Here is a 25,363-nt window from a genome sequence, read left to right as displayed (position 1 = left end):
CCGTTCCGGGCCATGCCTCCGGCGGGGATATTTTAGCCAGATGAAGGGCGGATTACGTGTGCGGGTCGTAATCGCTGAGCCGTTTGCCGGGTTCGTCGGTGAAAAGTTCGGGCAGAGGGTGGACGTTCTCGATCAGGTCGATGCGGAAGACGCGGAACGCGTCGCGCAGCTCGCACCACGACGTCAGGGTCCAGACGCGGCCCCAGTACTCCATGTGAAGCGGTCGGATGGTACGTTCGGTCAGGGTGCCGTCGATGCGGCGATAGCCGAGCTGCAGTTTCTGGCGCGATTTGATTGCGGCGCGGATCGGGGCCATATGGGCCAGCCCGCGTGCGGCATCTGCGAAAGGATAGACAGCGAACTTCCAGGTGTCGGCCTCGGCCACGACTTGGGTGGGCAACACGGCATCGATCTTTTCGGCCAGAGATTCGGCGGCGGATTTGAGATCGGGATCGGCAGCCTCGGCCACGATGGCCATGCCAAGGTTCAGCGCCTCTAGTTCGGCAGGTGTCAGGTTCAGCGGGGGCAGGGTGATCTGTTCCCGCACCATGTAACCCACGCCGCGTTCGCCTTCGACCGGAACGCCCGATGCCGCCAGAGTGTCCATATCGCGATAGATCGTACGGACCGACACCTCAAGCCGGTCCGCGATGTCCTGCGCGCGGTGCAGTTTGCCGTCGCGCAGGATCTGGATGATGTCGAACAGACGATCAGTGCGGCGCATCAGGCGCTGCCCTGACCGTCCCTAAGCGGTCATGTTCCATAGCACGTTCTCGTGGCGCATCTGGACGCTGTCGGGGTTGATTACGGCCATCATCGCGGCGGCGCAATCTTGCTGCATGAAAGCAGCGGCAGCATTCTGAGCGGATTTCATATCGGTCCAGACAACATAATCCGTCCAGCGGCCATCCTCGCCATGGCTCAGTTGGCGGTGGGCAAAGCCGGGCGCGGCGCGGACGAAGGTCTCGGACGCCTGGCTGAGTTTCACGAATTCTTCCGGCTTCGTGCCATCGGCGAGGGTGAAGGTGACGATTTCTGCGACATGGGTCATGTGGTTCTCCGTTGACCAGGTTTCGATATCGTCGTTGTAGGTTGCCTCAACTGACATAAACCTGTCAGTTGAGAAATGCGAGTCCGCAAAAAATGCGCGATCCGTTCAAATTCGCACGCGGATTTGATCCGGCGCACTTTTGCAATGGCCCATACGGGCGTAGACACAGGGCCAGGTAACATCACCGGCGCGCTGCGCCGATGTAGAAGGAGATAAGACATGCTCAACAATATTGGCCTTCCAGGCATCCTGCTGATTGCGGTCGTGGTTCTTGTGCTGTTTGGACGAGGAAAGATCAGCTCGCTGATGGGTGAAGTCGGTAAAGGCATTACCTCGTTCAAGAAGGGTATCAAGGAAGGTTCGGAAGAAATCGAACAAGACGCATCCGATCTGGCCAAAGACGTCACCCCTGAGACCGACAAAGACAAGGTCTGAGCTTAGATGTTTGATCTGGGCTGGACCGAGCTTCTGGTCATCGGCATCGTCGCGCTGATCGTGGTGGGGCCGAAGGACCTGCCTGTTCTGTTTCGCAATGTCGGGCGGTTCGTCGGCAAGGCGCGCGGTATGGCGCGCGAGTTCAGCACCGCGATGAACGAGGCTGCGGATGAAGCCGGCGTCAATGAGATCAAGAAGGGCCTGAATGCGGCGACCAATCCGGTTAGTACCGCGATGGACGGGATCAACGAAGCCGCGCGCGACGTAGCGAAATCCATCGATCCGACCAAGTTCGACCCTGAGAGCGAGACCGGCAAACTGGCGGCTGAACGCGCCGAGCAGGCGAAGAAGATTCAGGCCACCTCGGCCCGTGCGGCCGCTGAACGTAAGGCCAAGGAAGCCGCAGATGCGCTTGCCAAGGCGGAAGAGGCCGAAGCGGCGTTGAAAACCGAAAGCAAAACATGACCAAGACCGACGAGATCGAGGACAGCTCGGCCCCACTGATCGAGCATCTCGCTGAATTGCGGACGCGGCTGATCCATTCCGTCGTGGCGTTTCTGATCGGCATGATCATCTGCTTCAGCGTGGCCACGCCGATCTTCAACTTCCTGACGCATCCCCTGTGCGAGGCTCTGGCTGAGCGTGGGCAGGATTGCGGCCTGATCTTCATTTCGCCGCAGGAAGGGTTCTTTGTCGCCATCAAGGTCTCGCTGCTGGGCGGCTTCATTCTGGCCTTCCCCTATATCGGGATGCAGATGTGGCGGTTCGTGGCGCCGGGTTTGTACAAGTCCGAAAAGAACGCGTTTCTGCCGTTCATGCTGGCCTCGCCCTTCATGTTCCTTTTGGGCGCGAGCTTTGCGTTCTACGTCGTCACGCCGCTGGCCTATGATTTCTTCCTGGGCTTCCAGCAGTTTGGTGCCGAGGGAGAAGCCGTTGCCGATGGTGTCAGCGCGGCGCCGCTGAGCGTGGTGTTTCAGGGCTCGGCCCAGGAATATCTGAACCTGACGATCAAGTTCATTGTCGCCTTTGGCCTGTGCTTTCAGCTACCCGTCCTGCTGACCCTGATGGGCAAGGCGGGTCTGGTCAGTGCCGAAGGTCTGGGCGCGGTACGCAAATATGCCGTGGTCGGCATTCTGGTGCTGGCCGCCGTTGTGACGCCCCCTGACGTGATTACTCAGATCATCCTGTTTGTGGTGGTCTACGGGCTCTATGAGATTTCGATCTTCCTCGTCGCCCGTGTTGAGAAGAAGCGCGAAGAGCAACTGCGTGCGGACGGCTATTACGACGATGAAGAGGCCGAGGCGGATGCCGAGATCGTCGAAGAGGAAAGTCGGTAAACCCTCCAGAACTGTGAAAGCGCGCCGAGATGGCGCGCTTTTTCCTTGTTCCGCCAGGCGCTGCTCTGGGACGAACGCATACCCCATGCCATCCATCACATCCGACTGATTCCGTAGAAGATATCTGAGGTAATTACCAATATGCTTTCGAAGGCCCTGATTTCGACCGTTGCAATCCTGACATCTTGGACGAGCGCTTCGGCGATGGTCTGGACCGAAACAGCGGACAGTCCGGGCGAACCAGTCGAGTTCTGCTATTACGATGAATGTGAAATGACTCGATACGTCACCGAAGGCGCGTCGGGCAACTGGTCGTTCTTCGAACTGGCCAACGGGTACCACGTCTCGATGCATCACAGTGATCTGACGGGTATCAGCCTGAGCAGAGCGTCGCTGAACGACAATGAACTCAGCCGGCAGGACGTTGCTGCCATTCGCCTGCGTGATCCGCAGGCCGAAGAGGCAGGGGCCACAGTCTCGGCAGATGGTCGTTTTGTCACGCTCAGAGGGGCGATAACGCAGACCCGAGTGGCGGAGTTCAAAACTATCCTCTCCCAGCACCCGGATCTGGTTGGTGTCGCTCTCGACAGCTACTACGGTGATGGCGCAAGCGCGCTGGCCATCGGCAACGCCATCTGGGACCGTCGCCTATCGACCTTTATCCCTCAGGATGCGCTCTGCGCTCGTGCCTGTGCAGTGGTCTTCTTTTCAGGTTACGACCGACAGGCAGAGGGTTGGTTGTCCGTATCGCCCGTGATTGATCCGCAATCGGACAACGATCACCTGTATGACGAACTGTGGGAGCTACTGGTCCACAAGGCCAATAACGATCCGGGCATCGTCGCACTGTACCAAACACTGCACTGGACACAGTCCTTCGCGCCAGATCAGGCGGTCAGAAAAGCTAAACCGATCAGCCGCGATTTGCCCGGGGACGCGCTGAACCGATAAATGGCCGGTTGCGACGCGGCGGCGAACATGGTTGAACGCCCTAAACCCCTCGGAGGAGCCAATGGACGATCAAGCCCTGAACCGCATTGCCGACGCGTTGGAGCGCATGGCACCGGCGCCTCTGGCCGCCCCCGATTTCGATGCGGCTCCGGCCTTTGTCTGGCATGTCGAGCCTGACCGTCTGGAGCCCGTGACACAGGTCAATCGGATCGATCTGGACCTGCTGGTGGGGATCAATCGGTCTCGCGATACGCTGCTGGACAACACGCGGCGGTTTGCAGCCGGGTACAAGGCCAACAACGCGCTGCTCTGGGGCGCGCGGGGTATGGGAAAATCCAGCCTCGTCAAGGCGGTGCATGGGACGCTGCAGGGTGAACACCCCGATCTGAAACTGGTCGAGCTGCAGCGCGAGGATATGGGCTCGGTCGCGCGTCTGTTGAATCATCTGAGATCCGCATCACACCGGTTCATCCTGTTTTGCGACGACCTCTCGTTCAGCCACGATGACCAGCACTATAAATCGCTCAAGGCGGTGCTGGATGGCGGTATTGAAGGCCGCCCCGAAAACGTGGTGTTCTACGCCACCTCGAACCGCCGCCACCTGATGCCGCGTGACATGATCGAAAACGAACGCTCCAGCGCCATCAATCCGTCTGAGGCGGTCGAGGAAAAAGTGTCGCTGTCCGACCGCTTTGGCCTCTGGCTGGGTTTTCACCCTTGCGATCAGGACGAATACCTTGCGATGATTGATCGCTATTGCGCCGCCCATGGCGTCACTGTCGATCCGGAAATCCTGCGCGCCGAGGCCATCGAATGGCAAGCCACCCGTGGCGCCCGTTCAGGCCGCGTGGCATGGCAATTCTTCGTCGATCTCGCTGGGCGCAACGGCGTCCATATCGCATAGTCCGCCCGCGTCATCTGGCCAAAAATATCCCCGCCGGAGGCATGGCCCGGCACGGGCCATTGCTAAAGCAGAGCCACGATCCGCGCTGCTTCGTCAGCCGTGCTGGTCAAGGCATCCCGATCCTCGCCGGGATGAAACCGGGCGCGTACGGCTGTCGGCATCGGCGCGGGCTCAACGATGGACACACGCGGTCCGGTGCGCACCGTCTCTGCCGACCAACTGCGGGCCAGCGCCATCTGAGCCGCTTTTGTGGCGCCGTAGATGCCATAGAATTTCTCACCGGCCTTCGGGTCGTCGAAGAACACGGCGTGGCCCGCCTCACCCAGAAGTGGGGCCACATACGGGATCAGAACCGACGTCGCGGTCGCATTGATATTCGCGGCTTTCGCCCATTCCTTGGGATCGACAAAATTTGCCGGCGTCAAAGCCGACGTGTGGATCGCGGTGTGTAGCCAGAGATCGACTTTACCCCAGCGGTCATAGATGCCACGGCACAGCGTCGCCATGGCATCCGGGTCGGTGATATCCATCGGTGCCAAAGTGGCCGAGCCGCCCTTGGCCTGGATGCGATCGTCCAGCTCTTCCAGCCCGCCTGTGGTGCGCGCGACGGCGACGATGTGGTAATCGGGGGCCAGCGCCTCGGCCAGGGCGGCGCCCAGCCCGCGTGAGGCCCCGGTGATGAGGGCGATTTTTGTCTGATCAGTCATGATTGCGGTTTGAACCTGTGCGCGCGGGGCGTCAAGTCGGGATCAGTTGCCCGGAATGCCGATCCGGCGGTTCTGGCCGCTTTGTCGCAGCACGACGCCTTCTTCATCGATGGCGATGACCTTGCCCGACGCTACACGGCTGCCGGGCTTTACTTTCTTGACCCGCCCCGAAGACAGACGCATGAGCGCCCTCAATTCGGCCTTGGGGCCAAATATTCCCAAAACCGAAACCGAATTCTTCTTCAAAGCCCCCGTCTGCGTGGCGGCGCTTTTAACCGTCGTATTGGCCATGATCTGCGGCCGGACTGTGCGCCCGGACCCTGCTCTGTGAGTGGTTCTGGGCGCCCGGGTAGCACGGGTTTCGGCGAACCAACAGAGCTGCCGGGTCCGATCCCGAATGGCCAGATTGCCATTCCGAGAAGCCACTGCAAAAACTGCGCGTTCAGCAAAAGGTTGTAGGCGGATTTTGTCCTACGAGCGGCGCACCAGCTTTTTTGGACAGCCTCACTCCGACTATGCGATTCGCCGAACGGAGGTTTGTCAGCCCGAGGCCAGCTTGGCCGAGTTCCACGAACTGCCGACAACCCCCATATCCTCGCGCTTCTTGCTGACACGGCTGCTGTTCTCGAGGCTATCCAGATAATCCTCATCAACGCCGGTGACGTAGTTGCCGTCGAAGCACGAGCAATCAAAGGCCCCGATCTCTGGGTTACCTTCCTGCGCAGCCCAGATCAGATCGTCGAGGTTCTGATAGAACAGCGCATCCGCACCCAGTTCTTCGCGTATCTCCTCGATCTCTTTGCCGTTGGCGACCAGTTCGGCCTTGGTGGGCATGTCGATGCCATAGACATTGGGATACTTCACAGGAGGTGACGCGCTGGCGATATACACTTTTTTCGCCCCCGCCTCGCGGCACATCTGGACGATTTTCTTGATTGTATTGCCGCGTACGATCGAATCGTCGATCAGGAGCACGTTGTGCCCATCGAACTCCAGCGGCACCGCATTCAGCTTGCGACGCACCGATTTCTGCCGTTCCGCCTGACCGGGCATAATGAAGGTGCGGCCAACATAGCGGTTCTTCACCAGACCTTCGCGATAGGGGATGCCGGTGATTTTCGCGGCCTCAAGCGCCACGGGACGGGCACTGTCGGGGACGGGGATGATCCGGTCGATCTCAAGACCCGAATCCTGGATCTGCTTCGCCAGCGTCTGCCCCATACGCATCTGGGTCTTGTAGACCGAGACCCCATCCAGCAGCGAATCCGGACGCGCCAGATAGACGTACTCAAAAATGCATGGCGTCAGCTGGCCTTCGACGGCCTGAAACTCGTGCATATTGCCGTCGAGGTCGATCAGGATCGCCTCGCCAGCGCGCAGGTCGCGCAGCTTGTCGAAACCGTTGATGCCAAAGGCCACGTCCTCGGACGCAAAGGCATAGTCATCGCCGTCACCCGGTGCCTCGCGTTTGGCCACCGAAAGCGGGCGGATGCCGTATGGGTCGCGGAAGGCCAGCATCCCGACACCTGCGACCAGACAGATCACCGAATAGGCGCCCTGTACCCGCTCCATCGTCATTTTGACGCCCGCAAACAGGTTGCGGATCGGATCGGCATTGCCGTTAACCTTGATCGCATCTGCCACTTTATCGGCCAGCACGTTCAGCAGAACCTCGGAATCCGAGGTGGTGCGCAGGTGGCGGCTGTATTTCGCGGTGACCTTCTCGCGCTGCTCTTCGGTGTTGGTGATGTTGCCGTTATGGACAAGATAGATGCCGTAGGGCGCGTTTACGAAGAACGGCTGTGCCTCGGCCGCGCTGAGCGAACCAGCGGTGGGATAGCGGACATGGCCCATGCCCACCTTGCCCAGCAGGGTTTCGGCGTCACTGGCGTTGAACACGTCCTTGACGAGCCCATTGGCCTTCTTCTCGCGGAAGAACTCGCCGTTATAGGTGACGATCCCCGAGGCATCCTGACCCCGGTGCTGAAGCATCAGCAAGCCGTCATAGATTTCCGCAAAGACATCATGTGTCCGGCTTGCGATCCCCAAAATCCCACACATACACGGGCTCCAATTTCTATGACTTGATCTGGCTGGCGTTCAGTTTGGACCGGCTGCGGTTAGGTATCTGGATGGTATGGTGCTGCCCGTCCGGACGGCTCACAGGCACAAGCACAAGGGCGGCCAGTGCGAAAGAAAACAGATACAGCAAGATCGGCAGCTCCGATTCCATGTCGGTACGGCCTCCACATAATGCCTAACGGAGCGCGTGTCATCAAAGGATCACAATTCCGGTTTGTCGCACGCAGGATTTATGCCTGACCGGGGTAAATGGTGACAAAACCGCGAACCTGTGCTGTCATTCAACTCAGGTGTCAGGATCAGACACCCTGAACGGTTTGGATGGAAGGCAGCCATGTGGCAGCACAAGCAGAACTCTCCAAAACAAGATCCGGTCAAGCGGCGGTGCCATCGGTGCCGCGGGGCAGGACGTGCGCCATGTGAAATCTGCAAGGGCTCTGGTGAGGTGATCAAAAGCCGCGATCAGTACGGCAAGCCGGTTTCAAGCCGGTGCGACGGGTGCTTCGGCCTGAAGACCATCCGGTGCAACATTTGCGGCGGCGAAGGGTTTGTCTGATCTGTGCAGATTATGAAGCAAAAAAAGCCCGGTCGATACCGGGCTTTTTTGCGAATGTTGCGGGTCAGATCAGCCTTCTGATGCGTCTGCCGCATTGTCAGCGGTGCAGCTTGCGACCAGTTCTTCGTACTGGGCGGTCACCCAACCCAGAGCGGCCTCGGGGTTTTGTTCTTCGATTTTGCCGCTGAACTGTTCAAAGACCTTTGCCGAACGGCTTTCATCGACCATGGTATAGGACTGGCCGGTCATCACGGTGTCATAAACAAAGAACGCAATCGCAACCAGCAGGATGCCGCGTGCGATGCCAAAGAAGAATCCAAGCGCCTGATCCAGACCGCCAAGCGCCGAACGCTGCACCAATGATGAGAACAGCGGCGTGAAGATGCTGACCACGATCAGGGCGATCGCGAAAACCGCAGCGAAGCCGGTGATAACCGAAAGCTCGCAACTGTCGCGCAGGAACTCTCCGACCACCGGGACTTCTTTGACCAATGGCACGGCCTGCGGGGCGAAGATGAACGCCAGCACGGCGGCAGCAACCCAGCCTGCGATGGCCAGAACCTCGCGCATGAAACCGCGCGAATAGGCCAGCAAGCCCGACAGCACGATGATCAGGGCCACAACCCCGTCAATTATTGTAAAACCTTCCATGGCCCTCGCCTGTTCGTTTTCTGCCCCTCAAGGCGCGACTTTACCCTGCTCCGAAGGTTTCGCCAACAAACCCGACCAAATCAGAGGGTCGGGTGAGTGTCAGACCTGCCACAGTGCCGGTTTTGCCACCTGCCGGAGCAATTGCCGATGTGAAACCAAGTTTTTGCGCTTCTTTCAACCTGTTTTCTGTCTGCGGGGCTGGTCTAAGTGCCCCAGATAGCGAGATTTCTCCGAAAACCACGGTATCGGCGGGCAGGGCGGTGTCTTCACGCGCGCTGAGCAGCGCGGCGGCCACAGCGAGGTCTGCGGCAGGCTCGCCGATTTTCAGCCCTCCGGCCACGTTCAGATAGACATCGAGCCCCGCGAAGGGGATGCCACAGCGGGCCTCGAGCACCGCGAGGATCATCGCGAGGCGCCCACTGTCCCATCCGACGACCGTGCGGCGGGGTTGAGAATGGGGTGAGGGCGCGACCAACGCCTGCAACTCGACCAAAACCGGCCTTGTGCCCTCGATGCCCGCAAAAACCGCCGAGCCTGGGCTGGGTGTGCCGCGTTCGGACAGGAAAAGGGCCGAGGGGTTGGTGACCTGCGCCAAACCCTTGCCGGTCATCTCAAAAACGCCGATTTCATCTGCCGGGCCAAAGCGGTTTTTGACGGCGCGGAGGATACGAAACTGGTGGCCGCGTTCGCCTTCGAAATAGAGCACTGTGTCGACCATATGTTCGACCACACGCGGACCTGCGATCTGGCCTTCTTTGGTGACATGGCCGACCATGATGATCGACACGCCATGCCGTTTTGCGAATGTGGTCAACTCATGGGCGGCAGCGCGAACTTGTGACACCGATCCCGGTGCGCTGTCCACATTGTCGGCCCACATGGTCTGGATCGAGTCGATGATCGCGAGGCCGGGTTTTTTGGCCTCCAGCGTGGTGAGGATATCCCGCAGGTTGGTCTCGGCGGCCAGTTGCACCGGCGATTCCTCGAGTCCCAACCGACGTGCTCGCATCCTGACCTGTGCGCTGGCCTCTTCACCGGAGACATAGATGGTTTTGATACCATTGCGCGCGAAACGCGCGGCAGCCTGCAGCAGAAGGGTGGATTTGCCGATGCCGGGGTCTCCACCCACCAACAGGGCCGAGGCGGGGACAAGGCCGCCGCCCAGCACGCGGTCAAGTTCTTCGACGCCGCAGAGGGTGCGGGGCGGGGGCGTTTCTTCGGTCGACAGGTCGCTGAGCGCGATGGGCTGGCCGCGCTTGCCGCCAAGCGATTTCTTGGCCGGCCCGGCGGAGAGGGGTGTTTCCTGAACGATGGTGTTCCATTCGCCGCAGCTGTCACAGCGGCCCGACCATCTTGTGTGCGAGGCACCGCAGGCGGAGCAAGAGAAGGAGGGTGTCTTTGCCATGGCGCCCTTGGTGCCCGAGGATGGGCGGTTCTTCAAGCCCTTGCGGGCTTTCCTCACCGCCGGTGGGTCGCTGCGTCCTCAGACCCTGCGGGTCATCGTTGGCAGCGGGCGCTGATCGCGCCTATTCCGCAGCCCTCGGCGGGGTCATGGCAATAACGCTGGAAGCGCTTGGGTCCTGGTCGTTGGGAGGTGACTGCAGTTGCGCCGAGAGTTCCGGCAGCAGATCGAAAAGTTCATCCCGCAGACGGGCGAGCTGGGACTTGGCGATGGATTCCTCGATCTCGATATCGCGGGTCCACTGGCGCAGCTCGTGTTGGATGATCTGTGCGTCTTCGATGCGCTGCTGGAACTGCTCAATCTCTTCCTGTCGTTGTTGCAGGAAGGTGCGGGCGCGGGCAACTTTGGCGTCACCATACGTGTCGGCAAGCTCCTGACTGATCTGGCTCATCTGTGCGGCCAGTTCCAGCACCTGCGGCTCAAGCGATTGCAGATCGGGGTGATCGCGCAAGAAGGCCATACGCTCTTTCACAGCGTCGAATTCGGAGGCCAGCGCGAAGGCCCCGCTGCGATCTGCGGCATGGGCCAGCTGATAGGCCCCGGCCACGTCCTGCATGTTCAGCGAAAACTTACGATGGGTGTTTTCCAACGCCATCATGCGGGCGTTCGAGGGCAGGTAGAAGACCAGCATCACAATCAGGGCGGTCAGCCCGACCTGGATGTAGATGCCAGCGTCAATGACTGTTCCGTCGCCGAGGCCCGCCTGCATCGACAGCCAGGGCAGGATGCCAATGGCGGATAAAAGGGTCGCGCCGACCGCAAGTAATGCTGCGGCGCAGATCAGAAAAAAGGTCAGTCTTAATAATGCATTCTGAAATTGCAATGTTATTGTGTGGAGGGCGGCCATGATCGTCGTTCTCCTTCTTCAACCGGTACCAAAACCGGGCCGAAGCGGAGGATTAATCAGACACAAGGCGATCCGCTACGGACCCGCAAACTACAAAACTGACTGCTCGAAATACTAAGATGATACTCAGAAATATGTTTTCAATCAATTAGGTCTGAGGTTTTCGTGATCCAGATGTCATCTCTGTAATGTGGCCCAAGGCCAGTGAGGCCAGAATGCACCCCGTGAACAGATAAAGACCCCACGCGGTTTCGATGGTGGCGTAGGATATGCCCTTGGCGAGCGTGATGTAGAGCGCGATGAGAAAGATGTCGGCCATCGCAAGCTTGCCGAGAATGTAGAGCGCGGGCTGGACGCGCGGGTCCAGCAGGTTCCATTGGATCAACGCGGTGCCGATGGTTTTGACGTAGGGGGCGAAAAGGGCGAAGACGGTGACGATCAGCGCGAGGAAGATGTCGGATTTCCACAAGGATTGGAGGCCGGTGATGACGCTGATTTCGCTGAGGCCGAAGATTGGTAGCAGGCCTGCGCGCATCAGCGGGGCGAACCACGCGATGGGGTAGAGGATCAGGAGAGAGAGGGTGGCGAGGCGGAGGGTCATTCCTCTGCGTCTCTCATATCCTCAAGTTGCAATGGATCATCGGTTTTATCTAATGATAGTATTTGTTTTCGTTGACCACGTACCGCATTTGAAAGTTGTTCCACCCTGTCAAATGCTGGCTTAGCCTTTTTACCCGCTGTTCCAAGAGCTTCGCCAAGGTCGACGAGTTTGCCAAGAACTAGATGAAAGTTACTCAACTCTTTGTCGACTTCCCTTTGAACTGAGTTCACCGCAGACAGAACGCGTCTTTTCTGCTCTTTGTTCATCCACGTATTTTCGTGGACTTCATGCCTTAGTTCCCCAATGATTTCATGGATTTTTTTGCGGTGCTCCCCATCGAAAGTTATGGCTTCTGAAAACTCTTCCGATTGATCTTCATACTCCAATGCAACTTGTTCTTCTATTTGCATGGTTAAGATATGGGTCTTCCAGCCACTTACGATTTCCTCAAAGCGAGAACTAATATCCAACATTTGTGTCTGTGCGGAACCACTTGGTGGTTTTTCCGGATATTCGAATCCCAAACGTTTGGCGGCATGTCTGAATCTCGTATCTGCGCGCAAAAAATCCTCGTAGTAGTTCTCATTCCATGTGTCCGAGTCACTGTTACCGCTTTCTTGCTCCCAAGCTTCTTCGAACGCTGCAATGTGCTTTAACAAAATATCAAAAAAATCTGCCATGTTAATTCCTCTCTCACCGCACCGCCTCAATCGGCCCTTCGGCACTCCCACTGATGAACTGCTCCACATAGGGATCACCCGAGGCGTCCATCTGGCCGACCGGGCCGGTCCATTGGATCACGCCTCCATGCAGCATGGCCACGTTATCGGCAATTGCGCGGACGGAGCTCATGTCGTGGGTGATGGTCATTGCGGTAGCACCCATCTCGGTCACGATCTCGCGGATCAGGTCGTTGATGACACCGGACATGATCGGGTCGAGGCCGGTGGTGGGTTCATCGAAAAAGATGATCTCGGGCTCGGCGGCGATAGCGCGGGCGAGGCCGACGCGCTTTTGCATTCCGCCCGACAGCTCGGCGGGCAGCCGGTCGGCGACGTTGGCTTTCAGGCCCACACGGCGCAGTTTCTCGATGGCAATCTCGCGCGCTTCATCGGTGGGTCGTTTCAACGAGCCGCGCAGCAGGCGGAAGGCGACATTTTGCCAGACGGGCAGCGAGTCGAATAGTGCCGCGCCCTGAAACAGCATCCCGAAACGGGCCAGAAACGCGTCTCGGTCGCCTTTGGTGGCGTCCTTGCCGTCGACATAGATCATGCCGCTGTCGGGCTTGATCAGGCCGAGGATGCATTTCAGCGCCACCGATTTGCCGGTGCCGGAGCCACCGATGATGACCATCGAGGTGCCCTTGGGAATCTCAAGGTTCATGCCTTGCAGGACATGGTTGTCGTCAAAGGCTTTCGTTACGTTCTCCATCCGGATCATAGCGAGAAGAACACCCCTGTGAGGACAAAATTGGCGGCGAGGATCAGCACGGCCGCAGCTTCGACCGAGCCTTTGGTGGCCCGGCCCACGCCCTGTGCACCGCGGCCCGAGGACATGCCATAATAGCAGCCCATGATGGCGGCGATGACGCCGAAGGCGGCACCTTTGACCAGCGACGAGACGATGTCGCGCAATTCAAGGAAATCAACGGTGTTTTTCAGATAGGCTGCCGGGTTGAAGCCCAGATTTTGCGTGGCGACGGTGTAGCCGCCTGCAATACCGATGATATCTCCGACCGCAACAAGTAGGGGCACGGTGATGAGCGCCGCCAGAACGCGCGGCGCGGTGAGGTATTTCATCGGGTGTGTGGACAGTGTGACCAGAGCGTCGATCTGCTCGGTCACTTTCATCGTTGCGATCTCGGCGGCGATCGAAGACGTCACGCGGGCGGCGATCATCAGGCCGACAAGTACCGGGCCAAGCTCTCGCACCATGCCGATGGCGACGATCTGGGGCACCACGGCTTCGGCGTTGAAGCGTGCGCCACCTGCGTAGATCTGCAGTGCAAGCGCGCCACCGGTGAAAATGGCGGTCAGGCCGACGACGGGCAGGGACAGCCAGCCGATATTCAGCAGCGCGATGCCAAACTCGCGCGGATAAAACGGCGGCCGGAAAATATGCGAAACCGCATCGAGCGCGAACAGCGCGACGCGGCCGAATGCGGCGAACATGGTCAGTATGGCCCGCCCCAGCTCACCCAGCAGTGAAAGAGGGTTCATTCCACGTAGCCCCGTGAATAGCGGCTGCCGAGCGAGGTCAGGATTTCATAGCCGATGGTGCCGGCGGCCTCGGCCAGATCATCGACGGTTTGGTGCCCGTTCAGGATACGCAGGCGATCAGGTTTGTACGGCAAGTCAGTCACATCCACGGTGATCAGGTCCATCGAGATCCGTCCTACCACCGGGCAGGGCTGATCACCAGCGAATGTATCGATGCCGCCGCCGATGGCGCGATGCAGCCCATCGGCGTAACCTGCCGCAACGGTTGCAATCTTCGACGGACGGCGCGCGGTCCAGCTGTTGCCATAACCGACGGTTTCACCCACCGCCACGTCACGCACCTGAATGACAGGCAGATCGACGGTGACGACCGGCTTGGCCCCGGCGAAGGGCAGTCCGCCATACAGACCTATTCCCGGGCGGCAGAAATCGAAATGGAACTCGGGGCCCAGAAAGGTGCCGCCCGTGGCGGCGAGAGAGCGCGGCGCATCGACCCCATCGGTCATTTGCCTGAAGGTCTGCAACTGCTGCCGGTTCATCGGGTGCTTGGGGTCATCCCCGCAGGCCAGATGAGACATGATCACCTGCGGCTCAAGCGCCAGCGCTTTGTGCCGCAATTCGGCCCAATCCGCAGGTTCCAGCCCGAGACGGTTCATGCCGCTGTCGAGCTGGATGCCGAAGGAATGATCCGGCAGTGCCTCGATATGGCGTTTGAATTGTTCCGGTGAATTTATCAGCGGGGTCAGGCCGTGATCGCGCAGCAGATTCGTGTCGCCTTCCATGTGGCCCGAGAACACGGCGACCAGCGCTTCGGGGCCGACGGCCTCGCGTACGGCGACGCCTTCTTCGGCGGCAGCAACAAAGAATTTACGTACGCCTTCTTCGGCCAATGCCCGCGCAACGGGTTCAGCGCCCAGCCCATAGGCGTCGGCCTTGACCACGGCGCCGGTTTCGACATCGGTTTTCGCGTCCAGCGCATTCCAGTTAAGTGCCAGTGCGTGCAGATTTATGGTTAGATGTGCGGTACTCATAAGCGCCGTTCATGCCACTGCGCTTTGTGACGTCAAGAGGGAATAAGCTTTTGAAGTCTTGATGTGATACGCCAGCCAACGATTTATGGCCATTGCTGCAGAAAACCAAGGGCTTCAGGCAATTTGTTGCCACTCTTCTCTTGTCTTTGGATTGTATTCACCTGGGTGTTAAACCGGTTGCTCACGGCCTATCGTCCATCGGTAGCAACTGCGTACGGGCCGCTCAGGCCTGCGGATGACGTATCGGGATCAAATTGGGTCACGCTGACCGAAGCACCGGAAAGAGGGCGGAAATGGAATTCATCGCTGGTCACACCGGATGGGAAACAGACATTACGGGTCTGTTTCGTGATGTCTTCGCCGCTTCGGAAGGCGCGGAGGAGGGTGCGTTGATCGGAGCTCTGACGCAGAGCATGATGGCCACGACTCCAAAGCGAGACTTTTATGTATTTTCCGCGCGAGACGGTGGTGTGCTTGTGGGCTGTATCTTCTTTTCCCGAGTGGAGTATGCAGAAGACGACCGGCAGGTCTTTATTCTGTCACCCGTGGCGGTGCGAACGGATCGGCAAAAGTCGGGCGTGGGGCAAAGGCTGATCCATTTCGGTTTACAGAAATTGCGTGAAGACGGGCGGATTACGCCCTGACCTATGGCGATCCGGGCTACTACTGCAAAACCGGGTTCCAGCCGATCTCGGAGGTGTTTGCGCGTGCGCCGCAGCTTCTCAACCATCCGCATGGTTGGTTGGGCCAACCCTTGTCGGAACGTGGCGATACACCGCTGCGGGGGGCGTCCCGCTGCGTTGAGGCGTTGAACAGATCTGAACTTTGGTGAGCAGACCTTAGTACCCTTCGATCTCGCCGCCCTGTTGCCAGGGTTTGACCAGATTGCCGAAGCGGGTGAACTGCGCCTCGAACGAAAGATCGACCGTACCGATGGGGCCGTGGCGCTGCTTGCCGACGATGACCTCGGCCTTGCCATGCAGGCGTTCCATGGCCTGTTTCCACTCTTCCATCTTATCCAGCTCATGATCGCCGGGTTTTTCGCGTTCTTTGTAGTATTCTTCGCGGAACACGAACATCACCACGTCCGCGTCCTGTTCGATCGAGCCTGATTCCCGCAGGTCGGACAATTGCGGGCGCTTGTCGTCGCGGCTTTCAACCTGACGGGAGAGCTGGGACAGCGCGATGACCGGGATGTTGAGTTCCTTCGCTATGGCCTTCATGCCCATCGAAATCTCGGCGATTTCGTTGACGCGGTTGTCGGCCATGCCCCGGCAGAGCTGCAGATAGTCGATCACCAGCAGGTCCAGCCCATGCGTCCGCTTCAACCGCCGCGCACGGGCGGCGAGTTGAGAAATCGGCAGAGCGGGCGTGTCGTCAATGAAAAGCGGGCAGGCTTCCAGCTCCTTGGCCGCATCGACGAAACGGCGGAACTCGGACTCCGTCATGTCGCCCTGACGGATTTTGTGGGATGAAATTTCGGACGCCTCGGCCAGAACACGGCCCGCCAACTGTTCGGCGCTCATCTCCAACGAAAAGAACCCGACGACACCGCCGTCGATCGCACCCTCTGATCCATCCGGCTTGGTGCCCCGCTTATAGGCTTTGGCCACGTTGAACGCGACGTTGGTTGCCAACGAGGTTTTCCCCATCGACGGTCGCCCGGCCAAAATGATCAGGTCGGACGGATGCAAACCGCCCAACTGCTTGTCCAAGTCGGCCAGACCTGTGGAGATCCCCGCCATGCCGCCACCACGCTGGTACGCCTCGTTGGTGACGTTGACGGCTTCTGTGACCGCCTTGAGGAAGGATTGGAACCCCTGTTCGGTCTGGCCCTGCTCGGACAACTGATAAAGCTGTTGCTCTGCCTCGACGATTTGTTCCTTGGGTTCGCTGGACACATCGACCCGCGCGGCCTTGTCCGAGATATCGCGACCCAGCCGGATCAGCTCGCGCCGGATGGCGAGGTCATAGATCATCTGCGCGTAGTCATGCACCGCAAAGGCACTGATCGAGGCACCTGCCAGTTTGACCAGATAGGCCGGGCCACCCAGTTCCTTGAGGCCATCGTCTTCGGCCATGAAAGATTTCAGCGTGACAGGCGATGCCAGAGCGTTCTTGGCGATACGGGTCGATGCGACCTCGTATATACGGGCGTGAACCGGGTCATAGAAATGCTCGGCGCCGATGATTGAGGCCACCCGGTCATAGAGGTCGTTATTTGTCAGGATCGCACCCAGCAACTGCTGCTCCGCCTCGATAGAGTGCGGCATGGTTTCCGGGTTCTGAATCTGTGCGGCTGCCTGCTCGATACTGCTGATCTCGTTCATTGCTGTTCTCTGTGTCCCCTGGACAGAGGCCATAACGCGGCCTCGTGAGTCGGCGCAAATTGTATGTTTTTGGGGATAGGCTGTGCATATCTCCCGGCCCCATCATATTGAAGTATGATGGATCATCGCGTCAACATATTGTGTTAATGTATCGCGGTGCGCGGCGACTGTTTCCAATCCGCGCACATTTGCCGTGGCGTCAGCTTTTATGCGCTTCCTGCCAGCCGCGCGGGTCGGTCAGAAAGGCCTCGACCCCATCCAGCGTCTCTTGGTCGAAGGCGTTCTGTGCTTTGGCTTCGGCCAATACATCCCACCAGGTGCAGAGGCTGTGCAGTTTCACACCGTGATCGCCCAGTGTTTTCTCGGTCTCCGGGAAAATGCCGTAATAGAAGATCACCGCGGTATGTCCGCAGGTCGCACCTGTTTCCCGGATCGCATCGACGAAGGAGAGTTTTGAGCCGCCATCGGTGGTCAGGTCCTCGACCAGCAGGACACGTTCACCTTCGCTCATCGCGCCCTCGATGCGGGCGTTGCGGCCATAGCCTTTGGGCTTCTTGCGCACATAGGTCATGGGCAGAGCCATCCGTTCGGCGACCATCGCGGCAAAGGGGATGCCTGCGGTTTCACCACCTGCGATGTTATCGAATGCCTCGAACCCGGCGTCGCGCATCACGGTGACGGTCAGAAAGTCCATCAGGGTCGAGCGGATGCGCGGGTACGAGATCAACTTGCGGCAGTCGATATAGGTCGGGCTGGGCAGGCCCGAGGCCAGCGTGAAGGGTTCGCGCGCGTTGAAGTGTACCGCCTTGATCTCCAGCAGCATCCGCGCGGTCAGCCGGGCGATTTCGGTGCTGTCGGGAAAGGAACTGGGGATCATGGCGCAAACCTCTGGGCTAAAGGGACGTTGCGGGCTGATAGCCTGACCCCCGGGCCAGAGTCGAGGGGTCCAAAAAAGAAAAGCGGACCCCCAAGAGGTCCGCTTGATGCCCATATGGGCGGAACAGCCAAGGTGGGCTCAACTGCTCATGTCATAGGCGCGTTCCCCGTGTACCGAGAGATCGAGCCCGTTTGTCTCGGTCTCTGCGTCTACGCGAAGCGGTGTGATCAGCGCAACCAGTTTGACCAACACAATCGTGACAACTGCCGTAAAGGCACCCACGATAACCAGCCCGCCCAGCTGCGCGGTCCAGGTCCCGAGGCCGAACAGGGCGATCATGATGGTGCCGAAGATGCCGCCGACACCATGCACGGCGAACACGTCCAGCGTATCGTCGATGTTCAGCTTGTTGCGCATGACATAGACGGCCTCCTGACACAGGATACCGGCAACGGCCCCGATGATCAGCGCCTGGACGGGGCCCACAAATCCCGAGGCCGGGGTGATTGAAGCCAGACCCGCAATCGTGCCGGTGACCAGACCAACCATAGAAGCTTTGCCAAAGCGGATTTTTTCCCACAGGGCCCAAGTCAGAGAGGCAGTGGCCGCAGACAGGTGCGTCACTGTCATCGCCATGGCAGCCCCTCCGTCAGCGGCCAGTTGCGAACCGCCGTTAAAGCCGAACCAACCGACCCAGAGCATTGCCGCGCCGACCATGACAAAGCCGGGGCTGTGCGGAGGTGTCGTGCGGTTGCGGCGCGGGCCAAGAATGACGGCGATGATCAGTGCGGCCAGACCAGCCGTTTCATGCACTACGATACCGCCCGCAAAGTCGCGCACGCCAACCTCGCCCAGAATGCCGCCGTCGGACAACATGCCGCCGCCCCAGATCCAGTGCACCACCGGCGCATAGCACAGAAGCATCCACAGGGCCGAGAAGGTCAGAACGAACCCGAACCCGATGCGTTCGACATAGGCCCCGACGATCAGGGCGGGGGTAATGATGGCGAACGTCATCTGGAATGCAAAGAACAGAACCTCGGGCAGGGTGCCTGCAAGGCTGTCGGCGTCCACGCCGTTCAGAAAGGCTTTGCCCAAGCCTCCCCAGATGCCGCTTTCGCCGGGGCCGAACGCGATGGAATATCCGGCAACAAGCCAAAGGATGCTCATCAAACAGGCAATGGAGAAACAGTGCATGAACACGCTGAGCACATTTCGGGCACGCACAAGGCCGCCATAGAACAGGGCAAGCCCCGGCAATGTCATGAACAGGACCAGTGCGGTTGCAACGATGATCCATGCTGTATCGGCTCCGTTCATGGGCCGCTCTCCTTTCCCGGTTTGGGGGCTGGCCGGAGGTGACCGGACGCCTCGTGAGTGGTGTGGGACGTCTTGAAACGGAGAGCTGGTGAGGAAAAAAGAAGCAATAGTGCAGAAGGGCGCTTAAATTGACGCCCTTTCGCCAATTGATAATGAAAAGTGCACGTTTTGCGTGAAAGGCCCTATTTTTGGGCAGAGTCGGAAAGAGTGTTTTCCAGCAGAGCCAAAGCGTGATCGCGTGCTTTCAGGCGCACTTTATCTCGGCCCGAGGCACCGAATTCGATTGTTTCGGTTGTCGTTGGCTGGCCTTCGATTGCCAACCCGAAACACACACGCCCTTCGGGCTTGAATTCAGACCCGCCCGGCCCAGCAATGCCGGTAATCGAAACCGCAAGCTGGGCGTGCGAATGGCGCAGCGCCCCTTCTGCCATTTCGCGTGCAACCTGTTCTGAGACAGCGCCAAACTCTTCAAGAGTTCCCGCCGACACCCCCAGCATTTCTTGCTTGGCGGTGTTGGTGTAGGTGACGAAACCCCGCTCGACCACAGCAGAGCTGCCGGGGATGTCTGTGAGCGCTGCGGCGACCATTCCGCCGGTGCAGCTTTCCGCAGTTGCGATCATCACGCCCTGCGCTTTGGCGAGGTCCAGAAGATCACCGACGTTCATAGTCCCATCACCCCATGTGCCAGACCCGCGAGGGCGATGACGCCGATCGCAGCAAAGAGACCGGCGATCACGTCGTCCAGCATGACGCCCATCGGATCACCGCGCCTGTCGGCCCAACCGACCGGTCCGGGTTTGGTGATGTCGAACAGGCGGAACAGGACAAATGCAGCGATCCATCCGGGCCAGAGAGCCGTAATCTCGATCCCGTGCGACCACGACGGATAAGAAATCGCCCAGATAGCGATGAACTGGCCTGCGACTTCGTCGATCACGATTTCCGACGGGTCATGGTCCTCCTGACCAGAGGTCATGACCCGCGTCGCCCAGAGCCCGGCGACAAAGGCCCCGACGGTGGCGATAAAGAGAAGAGGGAACCCCCCGATCACATGCAACAGCCACGCAAGGGGCAGCGCTGCCAGTGACCCCCAAGTGCCGGGCGCCGGACGCAGATAGCCGACACCACCAACGGTTCCAATCAGACGCGCCGCGTTCATGACGCCACCAGACAGGCGGTCGCGAGCGACGCAATACCTTCGCTACGCCCGGTGAAACCCAATCGCTCGGACGTTGTAGCTTTGACCGAAACCCGATCGGCGCGCAGGCCCATGATCCGGGCCATCTCGTCGCGCATTGCAGAGGCATGAGGGCCGATTTTTGGGAACTCGCAGACCAGAGTGCAATCCACATTTGAAATGCGATAGCCCATCTGCTCCGCCAACTCGACTGCGTGACGCAGAAAAATCTCGCTGGCCGCGCCTTTCCATTGCGGGTCTGAGGGCGGGAAATGCTGGCCGATATCGCCTTGCGCCAACGCACCATAAATTGCGTCGGTGACTGCGTGCATACCGACGTCGGCGTCTGAGTGCCCTTGCAATCCGCGATCATGTGGCACCTTCACACCGCACAGTATCACGTGATCACCGTGACCAAATCGGTGCACGTCGTAGCCGTTGCCCAGCCTTACATCCATGTTCATTCCCATTATGCGTTCCGCCCGGTCAAAATCTTCGGGGCGGGTGATTTTGATATTATCTGCGTCGCCCGGAATGATCGCCACCTCGATCCCGGCGGCACGGGCAACCTCGACATCATCAGCGGCTCCTCCGGGATGCGCATCATGTGCCACGGTAATGGCGTCGTATCGGAATCCTTGAGGCGTCTGCGCGGCGTAAAGCCCCGCGCGATCCTGTGTTCCGGTCACTAGGTCATGGTTCCCGGTCCAAAGTGCATCCGTAACCGCCAGTCCCGGCGCCGCGGCGGCATGGGTATCGAGCATAGTAAGCGTGTCGGAGATGATCCGGGTGCTGACGCAGGGACGGGCGACATCGTGAATTAGCACCTTCTCAATGCCATACCCCTCCAATGCCTTGAGACCGTTGCGCACCGAACCCGCGCGGTCCACGCCACCTTTGGCGAGAATCATCCCGGAAGAGCCGAATTCTTCCCAAGCCGCTGCGTCTTCGGGCGAAAGCACGAGGACAAGGTGCTCAACGAGGTCCCGGAACCGGTCAATTGTCCAGTCAGCGACGCGTCGGCCGGCAAGTGCACGCCATTGCTTGGGCGTACCACCTCCAGCGCGTTGGCCGCGCCCTGCGGCGACGATGATGGCGGCGGTGGTCATTGGCGAGTGTTCTCCTGATTGAGCCAATGTTTAGGGGGCGGTGAATGCAGAGGCAATCACCCGCGTCAATATGCCTAAAAATTAAGCATGTGGTGATTTTGCAGGCTTGATTGGCGCTGTTTTGTTGTTCATATGCGGCAATTTCGATATCAGACCCACAAATGCTCAAGGATTAGGCACATTGACCCAGCGTCTTGCCGAGAAACAACTGACTCCCCCGGTGCTGCTGGCGCCCATGGCTGGAATCACCGACAGGCCCTTCCGCGATCTGGTGATGCGCTTTGGCGCGGGCATGGTGGTGAGCGAGATGGTCGCCAGTCAGGAGATGGTTCAGGCCAAACCCGGCGTACGCGAACGGGCCGAGCTATCGGCCGATGTGGAAAACACCGCTGTACAGCTTGCCGGACGCGAAGCGCACTGGATGGCCGAAGCCGCCCGGCAGGTTGCCGACAGGGGCGCGCGTGTGATCGATATCAACATGGGGTGCCCCGCGAAGAAGGTGACGAACGGTTATTCCGGTTCGGCGCTTTTGAAGACACCGGACCACGCGTTGATGTTGATCGAGGCGGTGGTCGGTGCGGTTGATGTTCCGGTGACACTCAAAACGCGGCTGGGCTGGGATGACAGCTTGCTGAACGCGCCTGACGTTGCGCGGCGTGCACAGGACGCCGGTATCCAGATGGTCACGATCCACGGTCGAACGCGTTGCCAGTTCTACAAGGGGCACGCTGATTGGCGGGCGATCAGGGCAGTGAAAGAAGCGGTTTCGATCCCCGTCATCGCAAACGGCGATATCGTTGACACCGATGCGGCAATGACTGCTTTGGATCAATCCGGCGCCGACGGCGTGATGGTGGGCCGGGGCGCGCAGGGCAAGCCTTGGTTGCTGGCGCAGATTTGCCATGACCTGTATGGAAGCGAGGCGCCTGAAGTGCCGACTGGCAGCGCCCTGATCGATATGGTGCGCGGGCACTATCAGGCGATGCTTGAGTTCTACGGCACCGACTTGGGCTTGCGCGTCGCGCGTAAACATCTGGGCTGGTACATGGATGAGGCAGGTACATCACCGACCTTGCGCCGCGCTGTCCTGACGTCACGCGACACAGATGAGGTGTTGCGGCTGTTGGGCGACGCCCTGAATGTCTCGGCGGAGGCGGCGGCATGACCTCGGACCAGAGCATCTGGACCTCGCTGCCCGTGCCGGCCTTCATCATTGATGCCGAGGATCGGATTTCCGATGTGAACTCGTCGGGCGAGGGGTTTCTGAACGCTTCCCGCAAAGCGGTCATGGGGCACCCGGTCTGGGATCAGATCGCGGTTGATGCGCCGCTGGAAGAGGCGTTCCTGCGCGCACGTCGACAGGGGACGCCCTTGTTCGTGAACGACGTGGATATCGGCTCGGGCAATCGCGCGCCCTTGCAATGTGCATTGCAGATCGCACCGCTGGTCGGCCATCCGGGCTCGATGATCATGATCATCTCACCGCGGGAACTGGCGGGCCGGATGACGCGGGGCAACACGGTGAAATCAGCGGCGCAATCGGCGATCGGGATGGCCGAAATGCTGGCGCATGAGATCAAGAATCCTCTGGCCGGGATTACAGGCGCCGCGCAGCTTCTGAGTATGAATATTTCGCAGCAAGACCTTGAACTGACAGACCTTATCGTCGCCGAAAGCCGTCGCATCGTGAAGCTGCTCGAACAGGTGGAGCAATTCGGAAACCTGTCACAACCCGATTTCAAGCCCGTCAATATCCACGACGTACTGGACCGAGCGCGCCGCTCGGCACTGCTGGGCTTCGGCGCGCATATGACGATTATCGAGGATTACGACCCCTCGCTGCCGCTGGCTTATGGTGACCCGGATCAGTTCCTGCAGGTGGTGCTGAACCTGCTCAAAAACGCATCGGAGGCCGCCGATGGTAGCGGTACGATCCGTTTGCGCACCTATTTCGAGCACTCGTTCCGGCTGCGGCGAAGCGATGGTTCGGGGCATTCGCTGCCCCTGCAGATTGAGATCATCGATGACGGACCGGGCCTGCCCGAGAACATCCGCAGCGATATTTTTGACCCCTTCGTGTCGGGCAGGGAAAACGGCACCGGGCTCGGGCTGGCGCTGGTCAGCAAAATCATATCCGACCACGACGGCTGGATTTCGGCAGAGTCCGTACCCGGACGCACCGTATTCCGCCTGTCCCTGCGGCGTGCGCCGCAAGACGCCTATGAAAAGGAGAGCATCTGATGGATGGCACAGTTCTGGTTGCCGATGATGACCGCACGATCCGCACGGTTCTGACGCAGGCGCTGACGCGGGCAGGGTGCAAGGTACATGCGACCTCGTCACTGACCACGCTGATGCGCTGGGTGGCCGAGGGAAAGGGCGATGTCGTGATCTCGGACGTGGTGATGCCGGACGGGAACGGGCTTGAGATGCTGCCCAAGATTGCGCAGGACCGTCCCGGCTTGCCCGTCATCGTGATCTCGGCCCAGAATACCATCATGACAGCCATTCAGGCGGCTGAGGCGGATGCCTATGACTATCTTCCGAAGCCTTTCGACCTGCCTGATCTGATGAAGCGAACCGCCCGCGCGCTGGACCAGAAACAGCGTGCCCTGGCCGAGCCTGCCGAAGCCATCAGCGAACGGCCCGACGAGTTGCCGCTGGTCGGGCGTACTCCGGTGATGCAGGCGTTGTATCGTCTTGTGGCGCGGGTGATGAACACCGACCTGTCCGTGATGATCTCGGGGGAAAGTGGCACGGGAAAGTCTCTGATCGCCCGGGCAATTCATGATTTTTCGGACCGTCGGACGTTACCGTTCGTGACCGCAACAGCTGTCGACCTGCGCGATTTGGAAGGACCCGCGCGCGTCATGGCGCGGGTTCGAGGCGGGACGCTGTTGATCGATGAAATCGCCGATATCGATGATGAGATTCAGGCCCGTATCGTGCGTATGATGGATACGCCGGGCGATCACGTTCCGCGCTTCATGGCCACCAGCCAATCGGACCTGACCGACGCGATGGAGAGCGGCCGGGTACGTCAGGACCTGTATTACCGCCTCTGTGGCGCAACGATCCATGTTCCTGCTCTGCGCGAACGCGTCGATGATATCACCCTGCTGACCGATCACTTTCTGGCACGGGAAGAAAGAGAGAGCGGAACACAGCGCCGCCTGAGCCCCGAGGCGGTCGAGTTGGTGCGCCGTTATTCCTGGCCCGGGAACGTGCGCCAGCTTGAAAACGCGATCCGCCGTCTCAGCCTGACCAGCCGCTCTGACGAAATCTCGCGCACCGAAGTTGAGATGGTTCTGGGCAGCCAGCCCGAGGCTGAACCGGTTCTGGGCGACGGTGAGCGCGAGAAGTTGTCTGCCTCGGTCGGTCGCCACCTGCGGCGCTATTTCGATCTGCACGGTAATATCCTGCCGCCGCCGGGCCTGTATCAGCGTATTCTGCGCGAGGTCGAGGCGCCACTGATCGAAATCGCGCTGGATGCGACCGGCGGAAATCAGGCAAAATGTGCCGATCTTCTGGGGATTAACCGGAATACGCTGCGGAAAAAGATCACCGACCTCGATATTCAGGTGACACGTCGCCGCAAACTGATGTAATATCGCCACACAAACCGTGGCATTCGGGTTCGCACCCGGGAACGACCACGACATATGGCGGTAAGTCGCGCAAGCGACACATCAGAATGAGGGCAGACGGTGGCAACC

The 25,363-nt window shown here is 59.6% G+C and carries 30 protein-coding genes; 10 read left to right on the top strand and 20 right to left on the bottom strand.

Annotated elements, in window-relative coordinates; translation table 11 throughout:
* Window positions 1-52: 52 nt before the first annotated feature.
* Entirely contained in the window at window positions 53-724 is a 672-nt protein-coding gene (locus tag RA27_RS06200; protein WP_039535884.1) for a YafY family protein, read from the bottom strand.
* A gap of 21 nt (window positions 725-745) precedes the next feature.
* A complete protein-coding gene (locus tag RA27_RS06195; RefSeq protein WP_039537060.1) occupies window positions 746-1,051 on the bottom strand; it encodes a hypothetical protein in 306 nt (101 codons plus the stop codon).
* Between the two features lie 219 nt (window positions 1,052-1,270).
* Here RA27_RS06195 and RA27_RS06190 point away from each other — a divergent pair, with 219 nt between their 5' ends.
* The 5 genes from RA27_RS06190 to RA27_RS06170 all read left to right on the top strand — a co-directional run bounded on the left by RA27_RS06190 (window position 1,271) and on the right by RA27_RS06170 (window position 4,678).
* Entirely contained in the window at window positions 1,271-1,486 is a 216-nt protein-coding gene (locus tag RA27_RS06190) for a twin-arginine translocase TatA/TatE family subunit (RefSeq protein ID WP_039535883.1), read from the top strand.
* A gap of 6 nt (window positions 1,487-1,492) precedes the next feature.
* Window positions 1,493-1,951, top strand: a complete 459-nt coding sequence (gene tatB / locus RA27_RS06185) for a Sec-independent protein translocase protein TatB (protein WP_039535882.1) — start codon at window positions 1,493-1,495, stop codon at window positions 1,949-1,951.
* Complete coding sequence (gene tatC / locus RA27_RS06180) at window positions 1,948-2,823, top strand: twin-arginine translocase subunit TatC (protein ID WP_039535880.1); 876 nt, start codon at window positions 1,948-1,950, stop codon at window positions 2,821-2,823. The genes tatB and tatC overlap by 4 nt, the downstream gene beginning before the upstream one ends.
* 141 nt (window positions 2,824-2,964) lie before the next feature.
* Window positions 2,965-3,774, top strand: a complete 810-nt coding sequence (locus RA27_RS06175; protein ID WP_039535878.1) for a hypothetical protein — start codon at window positions 2,965-2,967, stop codon at window positions 3,772-3,774.
* 61 nt (window positions 3,775-3,835) lie between these two features.
* Entirely contained in the window at window positions 3,836-4,678 is an 843-nt protein-coding gene (locus RA27_RS06170) for an ATP-binding protein (protein ID WP_039535876.1), read from the top strand.
* A gap of 62 nt (window positions 4,679-4,740) precedes the next feature.
* Here the strand turns inward: RA27_RS06170 and RA27_RS06165 are convergent, their stop codons facing one another.
* Together RA27_RS06165 and RA27_RS24675 are read right to left on the bottom strand one after the other, a co-directional pair.
* Window positions 4,741-5,385 (bottom strand): SDR family NAD(P)-dependent oxidoreductase, encoded by a 645-nt coding sequence (locus tag RA27_RS06165; protein WP_039535873.1) that lies wholly within the window; start codon window positions 5,383-5,385, stop codon window positions 4,741-4,743.
* Between the two features lie 42 nt (window positions 5,386-5,427).
* The gene (locus RA27_RS24675; RefSeq protein WP_241484009.1) at window positions 5,428-5,568 is read right to left on the bottom strand and encodes a hypothetical protein; all 141 of its coding nucleotides are present in this window, start codon (window positions 5,566-5,568) and stop codon (window positions 5,428-5,430) included.
* Here RA27_RS24675 and RA27_RS24670 point away from each other — a divergent pair.
* The gene (locus tag RA27_RS24670) at window positions 5,567-5,716 is read left to right on the top strand and encodes a hypothetical protein (protein ID WP_241484008.1); all 150 of its coding nucleotides are present in this window, start codon (window positions 5,567-5,569) and stop codon (window positions 5,714-5,716) included. The genes RA27_RS24675 and RA27_RS24670 overlap by 2 nt on opposite strands.
* A 209-nt stretch (window positions 5,717-5,925) precedes the next feature.
* Here the strand turns inward: RA27_RS24670 and purF are convergent, their stop codons facing one another.
* From purF to alr, 10 genes are all read right to left on the bottom strand, one after another.
* The gene (gene purF, locus RA27_RS06155; protein WP_039535868.1) at window positions 5,926-7,446 is read right to left on the bottom strand and encodes an amidophosphoribosyltransferase; all 1,521 of its coding nucleotides are present in this window, start codon (window positions 7,444-7,446) and stop codon (window positions 5,926-5,928) included.
* Window positions 7,447-7,462: 16 nt separating this feature from the next.
* A complete protein-coding gene (locus tag RA27_RS24360; RefSeq protein ID WP_193746472.1) occupies window positions 7,463-7,618 on the bottom strand; it encodes a hypothetical protein in 156 nt (51 codons plus the stop codon).
* A gap of 474 nt (window positions 7,619-8,092) precedes the next feature.
* Window positions 8,093-8,674: a CvpA family protein gene (locus RA27_RS06145; RefSeq protein ID WP_039535865.1), complete on the bottom strand. Its 582-nt coding sequence runs from the start codon at window positions 8,672-8,674 to the stop codon at window positions 8,093-8,095.
* A gap of 40 nt (window positions 8,675-8,714) precedes the next feature.
* Complete coding sequence (gene radA, locus RA27_RS06140) at window positions 8,715-10,079, bottom strand: DNA repair protein RadA (RefSeq protein WP_039535863.1); 1,365 nt, start codon at window positions 10,077-10,079, stop codon at window positions 8,715-8,717.
* A gap of 121 nt (window positions 10,080-10,200) precedes the next feature.
* Window positions 10,201-10,983: a hypothetical protein gene (locus RA27_RS06135; RefSeq protein ID WP_039535861.1), complete on the bottom strand. Its 783-nt coding sequence runs from the start codon at window positions 10,981-10,983 to the stop codon at window positions 10,201-10,203.
* A 148-nt stretch (window positions 10,984-11,131) separates the two neighbouring features.
* Window positions 11,132-11,584 carry a paraquat-inducible protein A gene (locus RA27_RS06130; RefSeq protein ID WP_039535859.1) on the bottom strand — a complete coding sequence of 151 codons (453 nt, stop codon included), beginning with the start codon at window positions 11,582-11,584 and terminating at the stop codon, window positions 11,132-11,134.
* Entirely contained in the window at window positions 11,581-12,264 is a 684-nt protein-coding gene (locus RA27_RS06125; protein ID WP_039535857.1) for a hypothetical protein, read from the bottom strand. The genes RA27_RS06130 and RA27_RS06125 overlap by 4 nt, the downstream gene beginning before the upstream one ends.
* Before the next feature lie 13 nt (window positions 12,265-12,277).
* A complete protein-coding gene (locus tag RA27_RS06120) occupies window positions 12,278-13,024 on the bottom strand; it encodes an ATP-binding cassette domain-containing protein (protein WP_039535855.1) in 747 nt (248 codons plus the stop codon).
* Window positions 13,021-13,803: an ABC transporter permease gene (locus RA27_RS06115; RefSeq protein WP_039535853.1), complete on the bottom strand. Its 783-nt coding sequence runs from the start codon at window positions 13,801-13,803 to the stop codon at window positions 13,021-13,023. Before RA27_RS06115 ends, RA27_RS06120 begins: the two co-directional genes overlap by 4 nt.
* Window positions 13,800-14,834 (bottom strand): alanine racemase, encoded by a 1,035-nt coding sequence (gene alr / locus RA27_RS06110; protein WP_039535851.1) that lies wholly within the window; start codon window positions 14,832-14,834, stop codon window positions 13,800-13,802. Before alr ends, RA27_RS06115 begins: the two co-directional genes overlap by 4 nt.
* 293 nt (window positions 14,835-15,127) lie before the next feature.
* Here alr and RA27_RS06105 point away from each other — a divergent pair, with 293 nt between their 5' ends.
* On the top strand, window positions 15,128-15,478 hold the full coding sequence (locus tag RA27_RS06105) for a GNAT family N-acetyltransferase (RefSeq protein WP_206539983.1): 351 nt from the start codon (window positions 15,128-15,130) through the stop codon (window positions 15,476-15,478).
* Between the two features lie 195 nt (window positions 15,479-15,673).
* Here the strand turns inward: RA27_RS06105 and RA27_RS06100 are convergent, their stop codons facing one another.
* The 6 genes from RA27_RS06100 to RA27_RS06075 all read right to left on the bottom strand — a co-directional run bounded on the left by RA27_RS06100 (window position 15,674) and on the right by RA27_RS06075 (window position 21,647).
* Window positions 15,674-17,164, bottom strand: a complete 1,491-nt coding sequence (locus RA27_RS06100) for a replicative DNA helicase (RefSeq protein WP_039535848.1) — start codon at window positions 17,162-17,164, stop codon at window positions 15,674-15,676.
* A 199-nt stretch (window positions 17,165-17,363) separates the two neighbouring features.
* Window positions 17,364-18,041: an orotate phosphoribosyltransferase gene (locus RA27_RS06095; protein WP_039535847.1), complete on the bottom strand. Its 678-nt coding sequence runs from the start codon at window positions 18,039-18,041 to the stop codon at window positions 17,364-17,366.
* Between the two features lie 138 nt (window positions 18,042-18,179).
* Window positions 18,180-19,361: an ammonium transporter gene (locus RA27_RS06090; RefSeq protein WP_039535845.1), complete on the bottom strand. Its 1,182-nt coding sequence runs from the start codon at window positions 19,359-19,361 to the stop codon at window positions 18,180-18,182.
* A 182-nt stretch (window positions 19,362-19,543) separates the two neighbouring features.
* Window positions 19,544-20,026: a CinA family protein gene (locus tag RA27_RS06085; RefSeq protein ID WP_039535843.1), complete on the bottom strand. Its 483-nt coding sequence runs from the start codon at window positions 20,024-20,026 to the stop codon at window positions 19,544-19,546.
* Window positions 20,023-20,520 (bottom strand): phosphatidylglycerophosphatase A, encoded by a 498-nt coding sequence (locus RA27_RS06080; RefSeq protein WP_039535841.1) that lies wholly within the window; start codon window positions 20,518-20,520, stop codon window positions 20,023-20,025. Before RA27_RS06080 ends, RA27_RS06085 begins: the two co-directional genes overlap by 4 nt.
* Window positions 20,517-21,647, bottom strand: coding sequence for a bifunctional 2-C-methyl-D-erythritol 4-phosphate cytidylyltransferase/2-C-methyl-D-erythritol 2,4-cyclodiphosphate synthase (locus RA27_RS06075; protein WP_039535838.1), 1,131 nt, complete (start codon window positions 21,645-21,647; stop codon window positions 20,517-20,519). Before RA27_RS06075 ends, RA27_RS06080 begins: the two co-directional genes overlap by 4 nt.
* A gap of 181 nt (window positions 21,648-21,828) precedes the next feature.
* On the opposite strand from RA27_RS06075, the gene dusB reads away from it, so the two are divergent.
* The 3 genes from dusB to RA27_RS06060 are packed head-to-tail and all read left to right on the top strand — an operon-like array spanning window position 21,829 to window position 25,255.
* Entirely contained in the window at window positions 21,829-22,812 is a 984-nt protein-coding gene (gene dusB, locus RA27_RS06070; protein ID WP_039535837.1) for a tRNA dihydrouridine synthase DusB, read from the top strand.
* Complete coding sequence (locus RA27_RS06065; protein ID WP_039535835.1) at window positions 22,809-23,888, top strand: ATP-binding protein; 1,080 nt, start codon at window positions 22,809-22,811, stop codon at window positions 23,886-23,888. The genes dusB and RA27_RS06065 overlap by 4 nt, the downstream gene beginning before the upstream one ends.
* Entirely contained in the window at window positions 23,888-25,255 is a 1,368-nt protein-coding gene (locus RA27_RS06060) for a sigma-54-dependent Fis family transcriptional regulator (protein ID WP_039535833.1), read from the top strand. The genes RA27_RS06065 and RA27_RS06060 overlap by 1 nt, the downstream gene beginning before the upstream one ends.
* The last annotated feature ends 108 nt before the right edge of the window (window positions 25,256-25,363 follow it).

Origin of the sequence: Ruegeria sp. ANG-R (assembly GCF_000813985.1) — a bacterium.
In the GTDB taxonomy this organism is placed as follows: domain Bacteria; phylum Pseudomonadota; class Alphaproteobacteria; order Rhodobacterales; family Rhodobacteraceae; genus Ruegeria.
Note: the sequence above shows the minus strand (reverse complement) of the source record. Positions and strands in the feature narration are given on the sequence as shown.